13 protein-coding genes are annotated in these 15968 nt (G+C 33.9%); 6 read left to right on the top strand and 7 right to left on the bottom strand.

The genetic code is table 11. The features are described from left to right. Positions 1-60: 60 nt before the first annotated feature. The 4 genes from ACFO5O_RS06690 to prfB form a co-directional block, all read right to left on the bottom strand. Positions 61-2553, bottom strand: a complete 2493-nt coding sequence (locus ACFO5O_RS06690; RefSeq protein WP_387962147.1) for a TonB-dependent receptor domain-containing protein — start codon at positions 2551-2553, stop codon at positions 61-63. Positions 2554-2652: 99 nt separating this feature from the next. Then, entirely contained in the window at positions 2653-2994 is a 342-nt protein-coding gene (gene arsC, locus ACFO5O_RS06685) for an arsenate reductase (glutaredoxin) (RefSeq protein WP_387962145.1), read from the bottom strand. 1 nt (position 2995) lies between these two features. Continuing rightward, positions 2996-3613: an HAD family hydrolase gene (locus ACFO5O_RS06680; RefSeq protein WP_387962143.1), complete on the bottom strand. Its 618-nt coding sequence runs from the start codon at positions 3611-3613 to the stop codon at positions 2996-2998. 95 nt (positions 3614-3708) lie between these two features. Further along, positions 3709-4819, bottom strand: a protein-coding gene (gene prfB / locus ACFO5O_RS06675) for a peptide chain release factor 2 (protein WP_387962141.1) whose coding sequence is annotated in 2 segments (ribosomal slippage) — positions 3709-4755 and positions 4757-4819 — 1110 coding nt in all. Because the reading frame shifts where the segments join, the coding sequence is not laid out codon by codon here. 106 nt (positions 4820-4925) lie between these two features. Here prfB and ACFO5O_RS06670 point away from each other — a divergent pair. Both ACFO5O_RS06670 and ACFO5O_RS06665 read left to right on the top strand, forming a co-directional pair. Continuing rightward, complete coding sequence (locus ACFO5O_RS06670; protein WP_387962139.1) at positions 4926-7334, top strand: zinc-dependent metalloprotease; 2409 nt, start codon at positions 4926-4928, stop codon at positions 7332-7334. Positions 7335-7339: 5 nt separating this feature from the next. After that, positions 7340-8362: a threonine aldolase family protein gene (locus ACFO5O_RS06665; RefSeq protein ID WP_387962137.1), complete on the top strand. Its 1023-nt coding sequence runs from the start codon at positions 7340-7342 to the stop codon at positions 8360-8362. Positions 8363-8382: 20 nt separating this feature from the next. Here the strand turns inward: ACFO5O_RS06665 and ACFO5O_RS06660 are convergent, their stop codons facing one another. Beyond that, on the bottom strand, positions 8383-8706 hold the full coding sequence (locus tag ACFO5O_RS06660; protein WP_387962135.1) for a YbaB/EbfC family nucleoid-associated protein: 324 nt from the start codon (positions 8704-8706) through the stop codon (positions 8383-8385). 157 nt (positions 8707-8863) lie between these two features. Here ACFO5O_RS06660 and ACFO5O_RS06655 point away from each other — a divergent pair, with 157 nt between their 5' ends. The 3 genes from ACFO5O_RS06655 (at position 8864) to ACFO5O_RS06645 (ending at position 13454) form a co-directional block, all read left to right on the top strand. Then, a complete protein-coding gene (locus ACFO5O_RS06655; protein ID WP_387962133.1) occupies positions 8864-10927 on the top strand; it encodes a S9 family peptidase in 2064 nt (687 codons plus the stop codon). Between the two features lie 72 nt (positions 10928-10999). Next, entirely contained in the window at positions 11000-12040 is a 1041-nt protein-coding gene (locus ACFO5O_RS06650) for a PLP-dependent cysteine synthase family protein (RefSeq protein ID WP_387962131.1), read from the top strand. Positions 12041-12194: 154 nt separating this feature from the next. Then, the gene (locus tag ACFO5O_RS06645) at positions 12195-13454 is read left to right on the top strand and encodes an aminotransferase class I/II-fold pyridoxal phosphate-dependent enzyme (RefSeq protein WP_387962129.1); all 1260 of its coding nucleotides are present in this window, start codon (positions 12195-12197) and stop codon (positions 13452-13454) included. Positions 13455-13508: 54 nt separating this feature from the next. On the opposite strand, the gene ACFO5O_RS06640 is transcribed toward ACFO5O_RS06645, so the two are convergent. Beyond that, complete coding sequence (locus tag ACFO5O_RS06640; protein WP_387962127.1) at positions 13509-14630, bottom strand: GTP cyclohydrolase; 1122 nt, start codon at positions 14628-14630, stop codon at positions 13509-13511. A gap of 37 nt (positions 14631-14667) precedes the next feature. Then, complete coding sequence (locus ACFO5O_RS06635; protein ID WP_387962125.1) at positions 14668-15561, bottom strand: transporter; 894 nt, start codon at positions 15559-15561, stop codon at positions 14668-14670. Positions 15562-15664: 103 nt separating this feature from the next. On the opposite strand from ACFO5O_RS06635, the gene ACFO5O_RS06630 reads away from it, so the two are divergent. Next, positions 15665-15946, top strand: coding sequence for a DUF4834 family protein (locus ACFO5O_RS06630; RefSeq protein ID WP_387962123.1), 282 nt, complete (start codon positions 15665-15667; stop codon positions 15944-15946). Positions 15947-15968: the final 22 nt, after the last annotated feature.

The following is a 15968-nucleotide window of genomic DNA, read 5'->3' as shown; positions in this document are numbered from 1 at the left end:
ATAATAAAAGGGAACCAATTTGGTTCCCTTTTTTATTTTCTATTAGTTTTTCAGATAAATCTATCCTTCAAATTCAAAATCATCGCCGCCATCTTGTGGTCCTTGACCACGCTCACGTTGTTGTTTCTTTTGTTGATTAAATCTATAGGTAAACGACAAGTTAAAACTACGTTGTCTCCATTGAAATTCACTATAGCCAATAAAAGTTGGAGTAGTAGAGGTAGTTTGACGCTTTCTTGAATTAAACAAATCACTTACATTAAAAGTAATGGAAGCTTGATCTTTAAATAAATCCTTACTAAAAGCTAAATCAGTTGAGAACATACCTTTGGATTTGTTTTGTGCATCCTCACTTGGCCCCATATAAAATACACGTGTTTGCCAATCAATATTTCCAGGTAAAGTGTATTTATTATTCAATCTCACAAACCAGCTTAAGTTTTCGGCATCAAAACTGGTTCCGTTATAATCGCCTTTAGTTATGGATTGAAATAAATTAAAGTTACCATTGATATTCCATTTTTTGGTAGGACGGTAAGTTAATGTAAATTCAAAACCATAGCGATCATTAGTTGCAAGGTTGATAGGAAAACGTCTGATCACTGGAACTTCTGTTCCACCAACAATTGCAGTGTCTCCGGTGTCTTCAGTGATAAACGTAAACACGTCAGTAGCATGCTGAAAATAGATTGATGAGTTTAAAGTTAATTTTCCTAATCTATTTAAATAACCAAGATCAAATGAATTTGAATAACTTGGGTCAACATCTGGATTTCCTTGAAACAAATTTGTAGCACTGGTACGAGATGGGAATGGGTTAATAAATCTAGAGCGCGGACGTCTAATTCGTCTATTGTACCCGAGCGTTAAACTTTGTTTATCAGAAATCTCATAACCTAGATTTACCGTTGGGAAAAGGCCAACATAATTTTTTCTTTCAAAATCATTACTCGTTTTTTGATTAATCGAAATTCGAGTTGATTCCATACGTAAGCCTAAAAGGAACGAAAACTTATCTTTTATTTTGCTTCCAAATTGTGTGTAAAGCGCATTAATATATTCACGATAAACTAAATTATTGCTTACATCAGTATCCAGAACGTAGTCTCCATTTTCATTAAATTCTAGAGTATAATCAGTGTCTAATTCGTTAAAGTTACCGCGATAACCAAATTCAAACTGACTATTTTCACCTATTGGTCTTACGTAGTCACTCTGTAATAATACTTCTCTTTGATTTTCAATGGTTTGCACACGCTCTGCGTCATCTCCATCTTGTGCTATTATAGATTTTTCAATTTCATCACTTGTTTCAAATTGAAAATCCATTGTAAGTTTATGTTCGCTATTACCACCAAATTGCTTATCAAAATTTACAGAATATTGAATGGTTTTATCGGTTTCATCTTCTGGATCGAATCGAATGGATTGATTAATTAAATTACCATTGCTATCTAACTCATTAATTGTATTTGTACTCTCGTTATTTTGATCACTGTCTCTATATAAGAACGATGTTGTTAATGAGGCCGTATCATTAATGTACCACTCGACTCCAAGATTTGTATTAAAACCTTGTCTTTCGCGATTAGAGTTTCTAGTTTCATTTAAAAACGTACTAGGATCAATACCATTAAAATATTCGGTTCTTGTTTTTGATAAACCAGGAGATTCGTTATAGCTGAAACCAGAGGTGTTGAAAAAGTTGAAATCACCAGTTCTATAATTTATATTTCCGGATATTCCTGCCGAAGTAGGGTGGCCGGCATTTGCCGTAATCGCACCGTTAAGACCTTGTAGTTTACTTCTTCTTAAGATAATGTTTAATATTCCTGCAGTTCCTTCTGCATCATATCTGGCAGAGGGAGAGGTGATGACTTCTACACGCTCAATAGATTCTGCTGGTAATTGACGTAGGGCATCTGTAGAATTTAATCCAACCAAACCAGAAGGCTTACCGTTGATTAAAATTCTTACGTTGTCATTTCCTCTTAAAGACACATTACCTTCAACATCAACTGAAACAGAAGGAACATTGTCAAGCACATCACTAACGGTACCGCCTCTTACGGTTAAGTCTTTTCCAACGTTATATATTTTTTTATCTAATTTTATCTCAACTGTAGTTCGTTCTGCTATAACTTCAACAGCATTAAGGGATTCTACGTTTATTGCGATTCCTAAAACACCTAAATCGGTATCAGAAGTAAGACTTCGATTTGGAATTGTTTTTTTCTGATAGGAGATATATTCAACAGTAATGTCATATGTTCCAGTGGGCACAGGAATTGAAAAATTACCATCAATATCAGTTATTCCCCCTGTTACTATTTTATTTTCTTTTCTACTGAAAAAGGCTACCGTCGCATATTCTAAAGGTAGATTTACATCTTTGTCAATGACTTTACCAGTAACAGTAATATCTCTGACTTCATTTGTGATGATTTTAGTTGTTTTTTCGCCAGGTGATTGTGGGCTAGTAGGCTGTTGATTTTGTGCAAAAACTGTTGTAAAAGTTAATATACAAATTAAGGCAAATGTGATTTTTCTCATTATTGATGGTTTACTTTTTTCAGTTGGACTGTAAAAGTATTCCTAGGTTTAGTGGTGAAGGGTTAAAATTGTGTTAAAAGAATTACGTCAGAATTTGAGCTAAATGATATCCAATATTTTGGCTGATGGCCTGCCAATGACAGCTTTTCCACCATTGATTATAATTGGCCTTTCAATGAGTCTGGGGTTTTCAACCAAAGCTTCTATGACTTGAGTATCTGAGAGTTTTTTTGATTTGTATTTGGTCTTCCAGATGGCTTCATTGGTTCTTACCAACTCTATAGGTTTAATCCCCAATAATGAAATAATATGCTTCAAGTCTTTTTTGGTTAATTCTTCATCCAAATACTTTATTATTTTAAAATCTTTATTTGAATCTTCTAAAAGTTGAAGTCCTTCTCTAGACTTACTACATCTAGGGTTGTGATAAATTTCAATCATATTATAAATTAATGCTATAAGTTTTTAATTGTTCTTTGAGGTGTTCAGGGTTTTTAAAATGTATGCCGTTAATACCTATTTCATTGGCTGCGTTGATATTTCTTAAATTATCGTCAATGAAAATGGCCTTTTCAGCCTGAATGTTAAACCTGTTAAGTGTTAGTTCATATATTTCTCTAAATGGTTTTCTAGTTTGCTCTGTACCTGAAACGACAATGCCTTCGAACCAATGTAAAAATTCGAAGCGCTCTAAAGCTATGGGGAAAGTTTCATGACTCCAATTGGTTAGCGCCACAACTTTATACTCTTTATTATTAACTAATTGTTCAAGAATTTTCACTGTTCCATCAATCGCATCACCCAACATTTCGACCCAACGACCATAATACATTCGAATATGATCTTCATGTTCAGGAAATAAGGCTACACGTTCTTCTGTAGCTTTAGCTAATGGATAACCAGCATCTTGATTTTCATTCCAATCGTGTGTGCAAATGTTGTCAAAAAACCATTGCATTTTTTCTCGATCTCCATTAAACACATCTAAATAAACGTATTCTGGATTCCAATCAATTAAAACGCCACCAAGGTCGAAAATAATGGTATCAATCTGTTTCATATTTTTAAACTGAATTTAAATTTGAACTTGAATTTGTTTTAGAAATTTTCATTGCTATATTATTTCAGGTTTCAACTTCAATTTCGGTTTCATTTTCATAATGTATTGGTGTCTTCTTCTTTTTGTCCCATCATCATTAAATACGCTTTTAGAAAAGCTTCAATGTCGCCATCTAAAACCGCATCGACATTACCGGTTTCATGACCAGTTCTTACATCTTTTATTAATTTATAAGGGTGTAAAACATAGTTGCGAATCTGACTACCCCATTCAATTTTCATTTTTTCAGCTTCAATATCATCACGCTGGGATAGCTGTTTTTGAAGCTCTATTTCGTAAAGTTGTGATTTAAGCATTTGTAAAGCACGAGCCCTATTATCATGTTGTGAACGTGTTTCAGAACAGGAAATTTGAATACCAGTGGGTTTATGTGTTAATTGAACTTTCGTTTCAACTTTATTCACGTTTTGTCCACCGGCACCACTAGAACGCGCCGTAGTAATTTCAATATCTGCTGGGTTGATATCAATTTCAATGGTATCATCAACTAAAGGATAAACATACACCGATGCAAAACTGGTATGGCGTTTAGCGTTACTGTCAAATGGAGAAATTCGAACCAATCGATGTACACCATTCTCGCCTTTAAGCCAACCAAAGGCATAATCTCCTTCAATTTCTAAAGTAACGGTTTTAATACCTGCCACATCGCCTTCTTGAAAATTGAGTTCTTTTACTTTAAACCCGCTTTTTTCGGCATACATTAAATACATGCGCATCAGCATACTTGCCCAATCACAAGATTCAGTTCCGCCAGCACCTGCCGTAATTTGAAGTACAGCACTTAAACTATCACCTTCATCCGAAAGCATATTTTTAAACTCTAAACGCTCAATTAACTCTAGAGTCTTTTCAAAATGAGCATTTAATTCATTGGCAGAAACTTCTTCAGCTTTGTAAAACTCATAAAAGACTTCTAAATCTTCAACTAAGGTTTTGGCAGATTGATAATCCTGAACCCATTTTTTCTTCTCGCGAAGCGATTTCATTATAATTTCGGCCGATTTTGAATCGTTCCAAAAATTAGGATCGAAGGTTTTTTCTTCTTCGTTTGAAATTTCTATAGTTTTGGCATCAATGTCAAAGATACCTCCTCAACGCTCCAAGGCGTTCTACAAGATCCTTTATTTGATCAGATGTAGTCATAAAATTTAATTTTGAACAAATTTATAATTTAAAACTCCGATTTAAAACTTTTAGGCTTCTATTTTTTTAAGTAAAATTATGTAGTTTTATTGCCTAATCAAACACTATGAAAACACGAAGTATTATTTTTATTCTGGTTTTAATTTCTAATCTTTCATTCTCACAGGTTTTAAAAAACAAACGTCTCGATACCTTTAAAGGTTATTTCAATTTTTATTATGAAGCTTCAGAAGATAAAATTTATCTAGAGGTCGATAAATTAGATGAAGAGTTTTTATATGTAAGTTCACTAGCTTCGGGAGTTGGGTCTAATGATATTGGTTTAGATCGAGGGCAACTTGGTGGAGAACGCATTGTAAAATTTGTAAAAGCTGGAAATAAACTTTTACTCATTCAACCCAATCAAGATTATAGGGCTATTACCGACAACAATTTAGAAAAGAAAAGTGTTGAGCAAGCTTTTGCGAAATCCGTATTGTTTGGATTTCCAATTGAAGAGAGTTTTAAGAATAGTTACATTATTGATATAACGTCCTTTTTAATGCAGGATATGCATGGTGTTGCAAACACCTTGCGTTATCAAGATGAAGGTAATTATTCGGTAGATTTAAGTAAAAGTGCTTTGTCTTTAGAGCGTACCAAAGCCTTTCCCAAAAACGTTGAATTTGAAGCGCTCTTAACCTTTAAAGGAGAGCCCAAAGGCAGAAATATTAGAAGTGTTACTCCAACTCCATCTTTGGTTAGTGTTATTCAGCATCATTCATTTGTTGAACTGCCAGATAATAATTATAAACCACGAGTTTTTGATCCGCGAAGTGGTGCTATTTTTATTTCCTATATGGATTATGCAACGCCTGTTCAAGAACTAATTACTAAGCGCTATGTAACACGACATCGATTGGAAAAAAAGAATCCAGAACTTCCGGTAAGCGAAGCCGTTGAGCCTATAATATATTATTTAGACCCAGGTACACCAGAACCGGTACGATCAGCCCTACTAGAAGGTGCAAGCTGGTGGAACCAAGCATACGAGGCCATTGGATTTAAGGATGCATTTCAGGTTAAAATGTTGCCTGAAGATGCCGATCCAATGGATTGTAGATATAATATGATACAATGGGTACACAGATCAACCCGTGGTTGGAGTTATGGCGGAAGTGTAATCGACCCAAGAACAGGAGAAATTATAAAAGGTCACGTAAGTCTAGGAAGTTTACGTATTCGTCAGGATTTTATGATTGCTCAAGCATTAATGAATAAACCATTTGCAGAACGTGATGATAATTATCAACCAATGTTAGATTTAGCATTGGCCAGAATTAGACAATTAGGAGCACATGAAGTTGGTCATACCCTTGGTTTTACTCACAATTTTGCTGCAAGTACTAACAACAGAGCATCGGTAATGGATTATCCGCACCCTAAAATAAAGCTTACAGATGGTAAGATTGATTTAAGTGATGCCTATGACAATAAAATTGGTGCTTGGGATAAGGTGACAGTTGCTTATAGTTATTCTCAATTTGATGAGAATACTAACGAAAGAATAGCTTTAAATGAAATTTTAAAAAAGGCACAAGATGATGGACTTCGTTTTATAGCCGATTACGATGCTCGTGCTCAAAATGGAGCACATGCTTTCGCGCATTTATGGGATAATGGTAAAAGTCCTGCAGAAGAATTGGAAAATGTATTGGACGTTCGGGAAAAAGCAATTTCAAATTTTTCAAAAGATAATATCAGAACTAATGAACCGTATTCAGTTCTAGAGGATGTTTTTGTACCTCTTTATTTTTTCCACCGTTACCAAACTGAAGCTGCTTCAAAAGTAATTGGCGGTTTGGATTATAATTATGTAGTGAAAGATGACGGTCAAATAACGACCAAAGTTGTTGATGCCAAAACACAACGTGAAACTTTAAAATCAATTTTAAGGACACTTTCAACAAAAAACTTGGCAATACCCGAAGATAAGTTAAGTTTATTCCCTCCAAGAGCTTATGGTTATGGTAAAACAAGAGAATCATTTAAAGGAAATATGGGTGTTGCATTTGATCCTTTTGGAGCAGTTGAAACGTCTTGTGACATGACCCTTAGTCTTCTTCTAAATGGAGAACGTATGAATCGTGTATATCAACAACATGTTCTTGACCCTTCACAATTGAGTATAAAAGAACTCATTGAAACTATTGCAGAGGCTACAATAAAAAAGAAAACTGAAAGCGGTTATTTAGCCGAAGTTCAGCAGACGATTAACATTTCAGTATTAAAGCATATAATGGCTATCTCTGGTCATGATAAATTATTACCGCAAGTTCAAGCTTTGGTTAATTTTGAAGTTATGAAGCTTAAAGTTATTTTACAGGAGCGACGGGTAGATCCGATGGCCATGTTATTGGTTAAAGAAATTGATAAATTTTTAGGAAATCCTAGCGGTTACAAGGCCCCTGAAGCACCAAAAATTCCTGATGGTTCACCAATTGGTATGGATATTTGTAGTTTCCAATTCGATTAAATTATATGTTAATAGATTTAAGAAGTGATACCGTAACAAAACCAACACATGGAATGTTGGAAGCTATGATGAGCGCTAAAGTTGGAGATGATGTATTTAAAGAAGACCCAACCGTGAATGCATTAGAAGAGCGATTAGCAAACATGTTTGGAAAGTCAAAAGCTCTATTTTTTCCTTCTGGAAGTATGGCGAATCAAACAGCAATTAAACTTCATACTAATCCTGGTGATCAGGTAATATGTGATAAATACGCCCATATTTATAATTATGAGGCTGGAGGAGCATCATTTAATAGTGGTGTGTCTTGTAAATTGATTGATGGGCATTTAGGGATGTTTACAGCTCGACAAGTCAAAGATGCCATCAATCCAGATGCCTATTATTATAGTGAAACCCGCTTGGTTGAGGTTGAAAACACAACCAATAAAGGCGGAGGTGCATGTTGGGATTTTAACGAATTAAAAAACATAAAAAAAGTTTGTGATGAACATCATTTAGGGTATCATTTAGATGGTGCCCGATTGTGGAATGCCTTGGTGGCTAAAAATGAAACAACTCAACAATACGGAGAACTTTTTGATACGATATCAGTTTGTTTGAGTAAGGGTTTGGGATGTCCAGTAGGTTCAGTTCTTATAGGTGATGAGGAAATAATGGAAAAATCAATCCGATTGAGAAAAGTGTTTGGAGGCAATATGCGACAGGTTGGATATCTTGCTGCTGCGGGGTTATATGCTCTTGATCATAATATTGAACGGTTAAATGAAGATCACAAACGAGCCAAGGAAATAGAAGAAGTGTTAAGAAAACTTCCATTTATCAAAACTGTAGAACCTGTTGAAACCAATATTGTAATTTTTGAATTGGATAAAACCATTGATGAATCAGCATTTGTTCAATTGCTAAAAGAAAAAAACATTCATATAATTGGTATGGGGGGCGGAAAATTAAGAATCGTAACACATTTAGACTATACCAATGTTATGCACGATTATTTTCTGTCAACTTTAAAAACATTAATCGTTTAATATTTACCAAATACCAAACACTACTTAAACATATCTAGCCCTGGAATATTAGGCATGCCTTCTTTAGCCACTGCAGCAATTTCAGCTTCATGAACATTAGTAGCCCGTTCAATGGCTTTATTTAAAGTCAATATTAAATAATCTTCAAGCATTTCTATATCTTCAAGCAACACATCATCAATGGATATTGATTTTATGGTTCTATTAGCTGTGATGGTCACTTTTAAGCGTTGATCAGAACTTATTTCATCAATCAAGACAGTATTAAGCCTTTGTTTTGTTTCTTCTACTTTTTTCTGGGTATCTTTTAACTTATTCATCATTCCCATCATATCTCCAAACATAGTCGTCAATTTTATATTACGTTGCAAAATTACAAAATCAATTAATTTATAAAACTTAAATTTTAAGTACGAACAATGTTTAGCAAACATTTTATTGGGATCGCTCAATTGTAATTAATGTTCTATTTTTGCAATCGTTTTTAATACGGTTTATTCAATGACTAAAATAAAAGTTCAACCACCAAAGGCTAAAAAAGTTCCTAAAGAACTTATAAAACATGGTGATGTTCGAATTGATGACTATTTCTGGCTTAACCAACGAGAGGATCAAGACGTGTTAGATTATCTCAATGCCGAAAATGACTACTACAATCAAATGACTGCACATACCAAAGCATTTGAGAGTAAATTATTTAAAGAAATGAAGTCACGAATTAAGGAAGATGATGAATCTGTTCCTTACAAATATAATGGCTATTGGTATATTGTTAAGTATGAAAAAGGGAAGGATTACCCCATTTATTCAAGAAAGAACGGAACTCTAGATGGAGAAGAAGAATTGTTGTTTGATTGTAATGAAATGGCCAAAGGACATGATTATTTCAGGTTAGTTGGATTGAGTATTAGTCTGGATAATACCAAAGTGTCTTTTGGTGTAGATACAGTTGGAAGACGACAGTATACGATTCAGATTAAAAACCTATTGGATAACACAATTTTTCCAGATACTATAGAAAATACTACGGGTTCAGCATCTTGGGCTAATGATAACCAAACGCTATTTTACACAAAAAAGGACGAAGAAACTTTACGTTCGCATACAATATATAGGCATGTCCTTGGCACGAAGTCTTCTAAAGATGTCATTGTATTTCATGAAGCAGATGACACTTTTGGAGTTACTGTTTATAAATCTAAATCAAGAAAGTATTTAATCATTGCCTGCTATAGTACTTTAACCAATGAGTATCATATTTTAGACGCAAATACACCAAACGAAGATTTTAAACTGTTTCAAAAACGAATACGTGGATTAGAGTACAGTATTTCCCATTATAAGGATCATTTTTATATTGTAACTAATAAAGATGGCGCTACGAATTTTAAATTAATGAAAGCGCCTGAATACAAAACTAATATTGAAGCTTGGGAAGACCTTATTCCGCACCGTGAACATGTTCTATTAGAGGATATAGATATTTTTAAGGACTATTTAGTCTTAAGTGAACGAACCAATGGGCTTAATCAAATCAGAATTAAAAAATGGGATGAAAGTATAGATTATTACCTGCCCTTCGATAATGAAACTTATACGGCATATACTAGTACCAATGTTGAATTTGATACTGAAATATTACGATTTACCTATAATGCACTCACCAGTCCATCCTCAATTATAGACTTTAATATGGCTACTAAAACAAAAACCATTTTAAAAGAACAGGAAGTTTTAGGAGGGAAGTTTGACAAATCCAATTATAAGTCTGAACGTTTATGGGCCACAGCCAACGATGGTGAGAAAATCCCAATCTCATTGGTGTACAGAAAAGATGTTAAGCTTGGTAAGTCAACGCCATTACTACAATATGCATACGGTGCTTATGGGCATACTATTGACCCTTATTTTTCAAGTGTACGATTGAGTCTTTTAGATAGAGGGTTTGTGTATGCTATTTCGCATGTTAGAGGTGGAGAATATTTAGGCAGAAAATGGTATGAGGAAGGCAAACTGTTAAACAAAACAAACACGTTTTCTGATTTTATAGCCTGTTCTAAATATTTAATTGAAAATAAATATACCTCATCTAAACATCTTTATGCTTTAGGTGGAAGTGCTGGCGGTTTACTTATAGGCGCTGTTGTTAATATGGCTCCTAAACTCTACAATGGTGTTATTGCAGCTGTTCCTTTTGTAGACGTATTAACAACGATGCTTGACGATACAATTCCATTAACCACAGGAGAATATGACGAATGGGGTAACCCTAATGATAAGGATTTTTACAATTATATAAAGTCGTATTCACCATATGATAACGTTTCAGAACAGAATTATCCACATATTTTAGTAACAACTGGTTTACATGATTCTCAAGTACAATATTGGGAACCAGCCAAATGGGTTGCTAAATTACGAGATAAAAAAATTGATAAAAATTTATTACTACTAAAGACTAATATGAAAGCGGGTCATGGTGGTGCTTCTGGGCGATTTGAAGCATTAAAAGAAGACGCCGAAGAGTATGCATTTTTGCTCGACTTGGAGAATATTAATGACTAATTAAAAAAAATCTCTTATTTTTGCGAGGTTTTAGGTTACATTTTTTTAAATTGGAACTGATAAATAGCATTTATGAATCAAAACAAAAAGGTATTTAATAATGTGTTGGACCTAATAGGGAACACACCACTTATTAAACTAAATAGAATGACCTCTGGCTTTGATGGTGATTTTTATGCAAAGGTTGAAGCATTTAATCCAGGCCATTCTTCAAAAGACCGAATTGCACTTCACATAATAGAAGAAGCCGAACGACAAGGCATCTTAACTCCAGGAGATACAATTATTGAAACTACATCAGGTAATACTGGATTTAGTATCGCTATGGTTAGTATTATTAAAGGTTATGAATGTATTTTGGCAGTTAGCTCTAAATCATCGGCAGATAAGATAGATATGTTAAAATCAATGGGTGCAAAAGTTTATGTGTGCCCAGCCCATGTAAGTGCAGACGATCCTCGCTCATATTATCAAGTAGCAAAGCGGTTACATGAGGAAATGAAAGGATCTATTTATATTAATCAATATTTCAATCAACTTAACGTTGATGCGCATTATAATTCTTCTGGACCAGAAATATGGAATCAAACTAGTGGTAAGATTACCCATTTGGTAGCCTGTAGTGGAACAGGAGGAACAATTTCGGGAGTTGGAAAATTTTTGAAAGAAAAAAATAAAGATATCAAGATTATAGGAGTTGATGCCTTTGGTTCTGTTTTGAAAAAATACCATGAAACTAAAGAGTTTGATGAATCTGAAATATACCCTTATCGCATTGAAGGATTAGGGAAAAATTTAATTCCAACAGTTACAGATTTTGATCTTATTGATAAATTTGTGAAGGTAACAGATGAGGATAGTGCTCATACTGCTAGAGAAATTTCACGAACAGAAGGATTGTTCGTTGGTTATACTAGTGGAGCAGCGATGCAAGCATTAAAACAGCTTCAGGCAGAGGGAGAATTTAAACAAGGAGATCAAGTAGTTGTCATATTCCCAGACCACGGATCACGATATATGAGCAAAATTTATAGTGATAAATGGATGGAAGAACAAGGCTTTTTTGACAGTAAGCATACGGCTACTGTTGAAACCATTCAATACATAAAATAACTAACTAATTCAATAGTAAATCCCGTAACAAGTTAAATTTGTTATGGGATTTTTTCTGGTTAAATGGGCTAGAAACACAAGTTTAAAAATTAATTATGCAATCATATTATAATTAATTAATTTTGCCCGAACTAATTAGACTAAAAACGCTTACATGAAGGATTTATTTGAAAAGATATATAGAGACAAGGGGCCTTTAGGCAAATGGGCTTCACAAGCAGAAGGGTATTTTGTGTTTCCTAAATTGGAAGGGCAGATTTCCAATCGAATGAAATTTCAAGGAAAAGATGTTATTACTTGGAGTATCAACGATTATTTAGGTTTGGCAAATCATCCTGAAATTAGAAAAACAGATGCTGATGCAGGAGCAGCTTACGGTTCGGCCTATCCAATGGGTGCGCGCATGATGTCTGGACATACAGACCTTCATGAAAAGCTTCAAAATGAGTTAGCGCAATTTGTGAAAAAAGAAGCGGCTTATCTCTTAAATTTTGGTTATCAAGGAATGGTTTCTACCATAGATGCCTTGGTGTCTAAGGACGATATTATTGTTTATGATGTTGATGCTCATGCCTGTATCATTGATGGTGTTAGGTTACATATGGGTAAACGATTCACCTATAAGCACAATGATGTTGAAAGTTTAGAAAAAAACTTGGAACGTGCTACTAAAATGGCAGAGCAAACCGGTGGAGGGATTTTAGTCATTTCTGAAGGCGTTTTTGGAATGCGAGGAGAGCAAGGACGTTTAAAGGAAATAGTTGAATTAAAGAAGAAATTTAATTTCAGGTTTTTAGTTGATGATGCACATGGTTTTGGCACTTTGGGTAAAACAGGAGCTGGAGCAGGTGAGGAGCAAGGTATTCAAGATGGCATAGATGTTTATTTTGCAACGTTTGCAAAATCTTTGGCTAGTACTGGAGCTTTTATAGCCGCCGATCAAGAAATTATTGATTATTTAAAATATAACTTACGTTCTCAAATGTTTGCCAAATCATTGCAAATGCAATTGGTAATTGGTGCTTTAAAACGTTTGGAAATGCTTAAAACAATGCCAGAACTAAAAGAAAAGCTTTGGGAAAACACCAACGCACTTCAATCTGGTTTAATAGCAAGAGGATTTGATATTGGGACAACTCAAAGTTGTGTGACGCCAGTATATTTAAAAGGAAGTATTCCTGAAGCTATGGCTTTAGTAAAAGATTTACGTGAAAATTATGGAATCTTCTGCTCTATTGTTGTGTACCCTGTAATTCCTAAAGGATTGATTTTATTACGATTGATTCCTACAGCCACACACACTTTAGAAGATGTTGAAATTACATTGAACGCCTTTGATGCCATTAGAGAGCGCTTGGTAAACGGAACTTATAAACGTTTATCAGCTGCGGTTGCTGCGGCGATGGGGCAATAGACTAATTCAAAATAATTGTAATTAAAATATCCGATGTTTAATCATCGGATTTTTTTATTGAATTGTTTTAGTAAACGTGCAACGTCGTTTATGCGTTATTGGGTTAAAGTGTTTCCATATTTGGTGTATAGCAACATTGTCATCTAACTCTGGGCCTCTAATACACCACTCAACATTTTTTGCATTGAAAGTATCATAGAATTCTTTAAAAATAATAGCCGTCACACCTTTATTTTGGTATTCTGGTAATACCCCAATTAAATAAAAAGTTACTGTTTTGGCATACTTTTTCGCACGTAATAGATGAAATATTCCGAAGGGAAATAATTTGCCATTCATTTTTTGTAACGCTTTTGCATAGGAGGGTGTCACAATACCAAAGGCAATGAGTTTGTCATCCTTATCTAGAACGAATTTCACATATTCGGGGTTTAAAAATCCAATAAATTTTTTCTTAAAATACTCACGTTGCTCTTGATTGATTTCTACAAAAGATGAAAGTTTAGAATGCGATTGAGAAAACACTTCAAACATTTGATCGGTATAAGGCATGATATCCTTATTCTTTGTAAAATTTAATGCTTTTAATTGATATCGTCTTTTAATTAATTCCTGAATTTTTGAAAACGATTCTGGTGTAATATGCTTAAAATTCATTTTATTTTCAGAATAGGTTTTACCTACCTTATAACCTAATTTATTAAAATGCTCGGCATAGTAAGGGTGATTATGCCAAGTAATCATATTTCCAATTTCATCAAAACCTTCAGTTAAAACACCAACTTTATCAAGGTTAGAAAAGCCAACAGGCCCTTCAACATAGTCCAAATTATGTTGTTTGCCTATTTCATGAACTTTTTCAAGTAAAGCTTTTGTAACTTCTATATCGTCAATAACATCAAACCATCCAAAACGCATTTTACGCTGTTTTTGAGAGTTGACTTCAATCCAGTTAATAATTGCAGCAACTCTGCCTACGATTTGATTATTCTTATAGGCTAGAAAAAAACGAGCCTCTGCATCATTAAATACCGGGTTTTTTGTTTTATCTAATGTGGCAAGTTCTTCTTTAATAATAGGGGGAACCCAAGTTTTAGAACCTTTGTAAAGACCAAAAGGAAATTTTACAAATAAGTTTAAATCTTTTTGTGAATTAATTTCTTTTACTGTAATCATAAGTTGATTTTCAAAAAGTATTTCAAAAATTGGTCTTTTAATTAGTAATTTCCATCTCTCTATCCTTATGAAAGTCGAGACGATAAGATGCACCAAAATTAACACTAAAAACTGAAGGTGTATCTTTAGTATTCAACGTTAAAGCCGTATCTAATTGTAAATCTTTTCCTAATAAATAAGCGCCTCCAAATCGAAATAGATTATCGGCGTAAAAATCACTTTTTATACCATGTGCCTCGCCAAAAACTACCCATTTAGGACTAAACGAATGTGTTAAGGTCAGAATATATTGAAAATCTGAATAATCACTTCCAATTCTATCTTTAATAAGATTCATAACAAATACCCATCCTCCTGCAAAGTTATTTTGTGTCATTATTGCCACTTTTGGACTGAATCCTTCAACATCTGGAGCGGTGTAAGGGTTGTTTTTGGTGTCAAAATTGGCGCCTGCATAAACGGCTACAGCAGGAATTAAAGAGTTCCATTTAAAGGCGCGATTGGCATGATAACTATATAAGTTGGGTTTATCTTCACCAGCATTTTTTAAGGGATCATAAAGCAAATACTTGGCACCAATAGTGAAATTTTTAAAGTTTGAACGTGAATCTTCAACAGCAATTGATGAACGATGATCTGTAAAAGTATCTTTTTGGTAAGTGCCTTCTAAATTAATCTCCAATTCTTCAAATAGTAATCCGTATCGAGCTGCAAAATCAATTCCAAAGCCGGAAACTTCGTAGCGTAAAGGTGAATGTTCTTCTTTTATAATATAAGGACCAACTTCTAATTGAGCAACATTAGTACCAACAGAAAAGGCACTTCGAGAAACACCAGGGCGATTGGAATTTATGACTTCTGTATATTGAGAAAATGCTTGGATTGAAACGCCCAAGCATAATGTAAGTAGATAGTATTTGATAGATTTCATGAGAAATATGTTTGTTTCAAATATAGAGATTTTATATTTTTTTTAAGTATTTATAACTGTTTTTACGCCTTGATAATTGTATTTTTGAAAAAAATATTTTTTAATGTTACAGGCGGCATCCTTTACAGGTTTTTTAAGAACCATCTTAATCATACTTTTGGTGTATTACGGTATAAAGATTTTAACTAGACTTTTTGCACCATTTCTTATTAGATATATGTCAAAAAAAATGCAGGAGCGTTTTGGTGGATCTTTTCAAGAGTATCAAAATCAGTCTCAACCCAAACATAAAGAGGGCGAAACAGTGATTGATAAAGTTCCAAAACAAGATAATGCTTCAAATAAAAAGGTTGGGGAATATATAGATTACGAAGAAATTGATTAATTTTCGAACTTACAGTTGAAAT

The organism is Geojedonia litorea (assembly GCF_042654525.1).
GTDB lineage: Bacteria > Bacteroidota > Bacteroidia > Flavobacteriales > Flavobacteriaceae > Geojedonia > Geojedonia litorea.
This window is presented reverse-complemented; position numbering and strand designations above follow the sequence as displayed.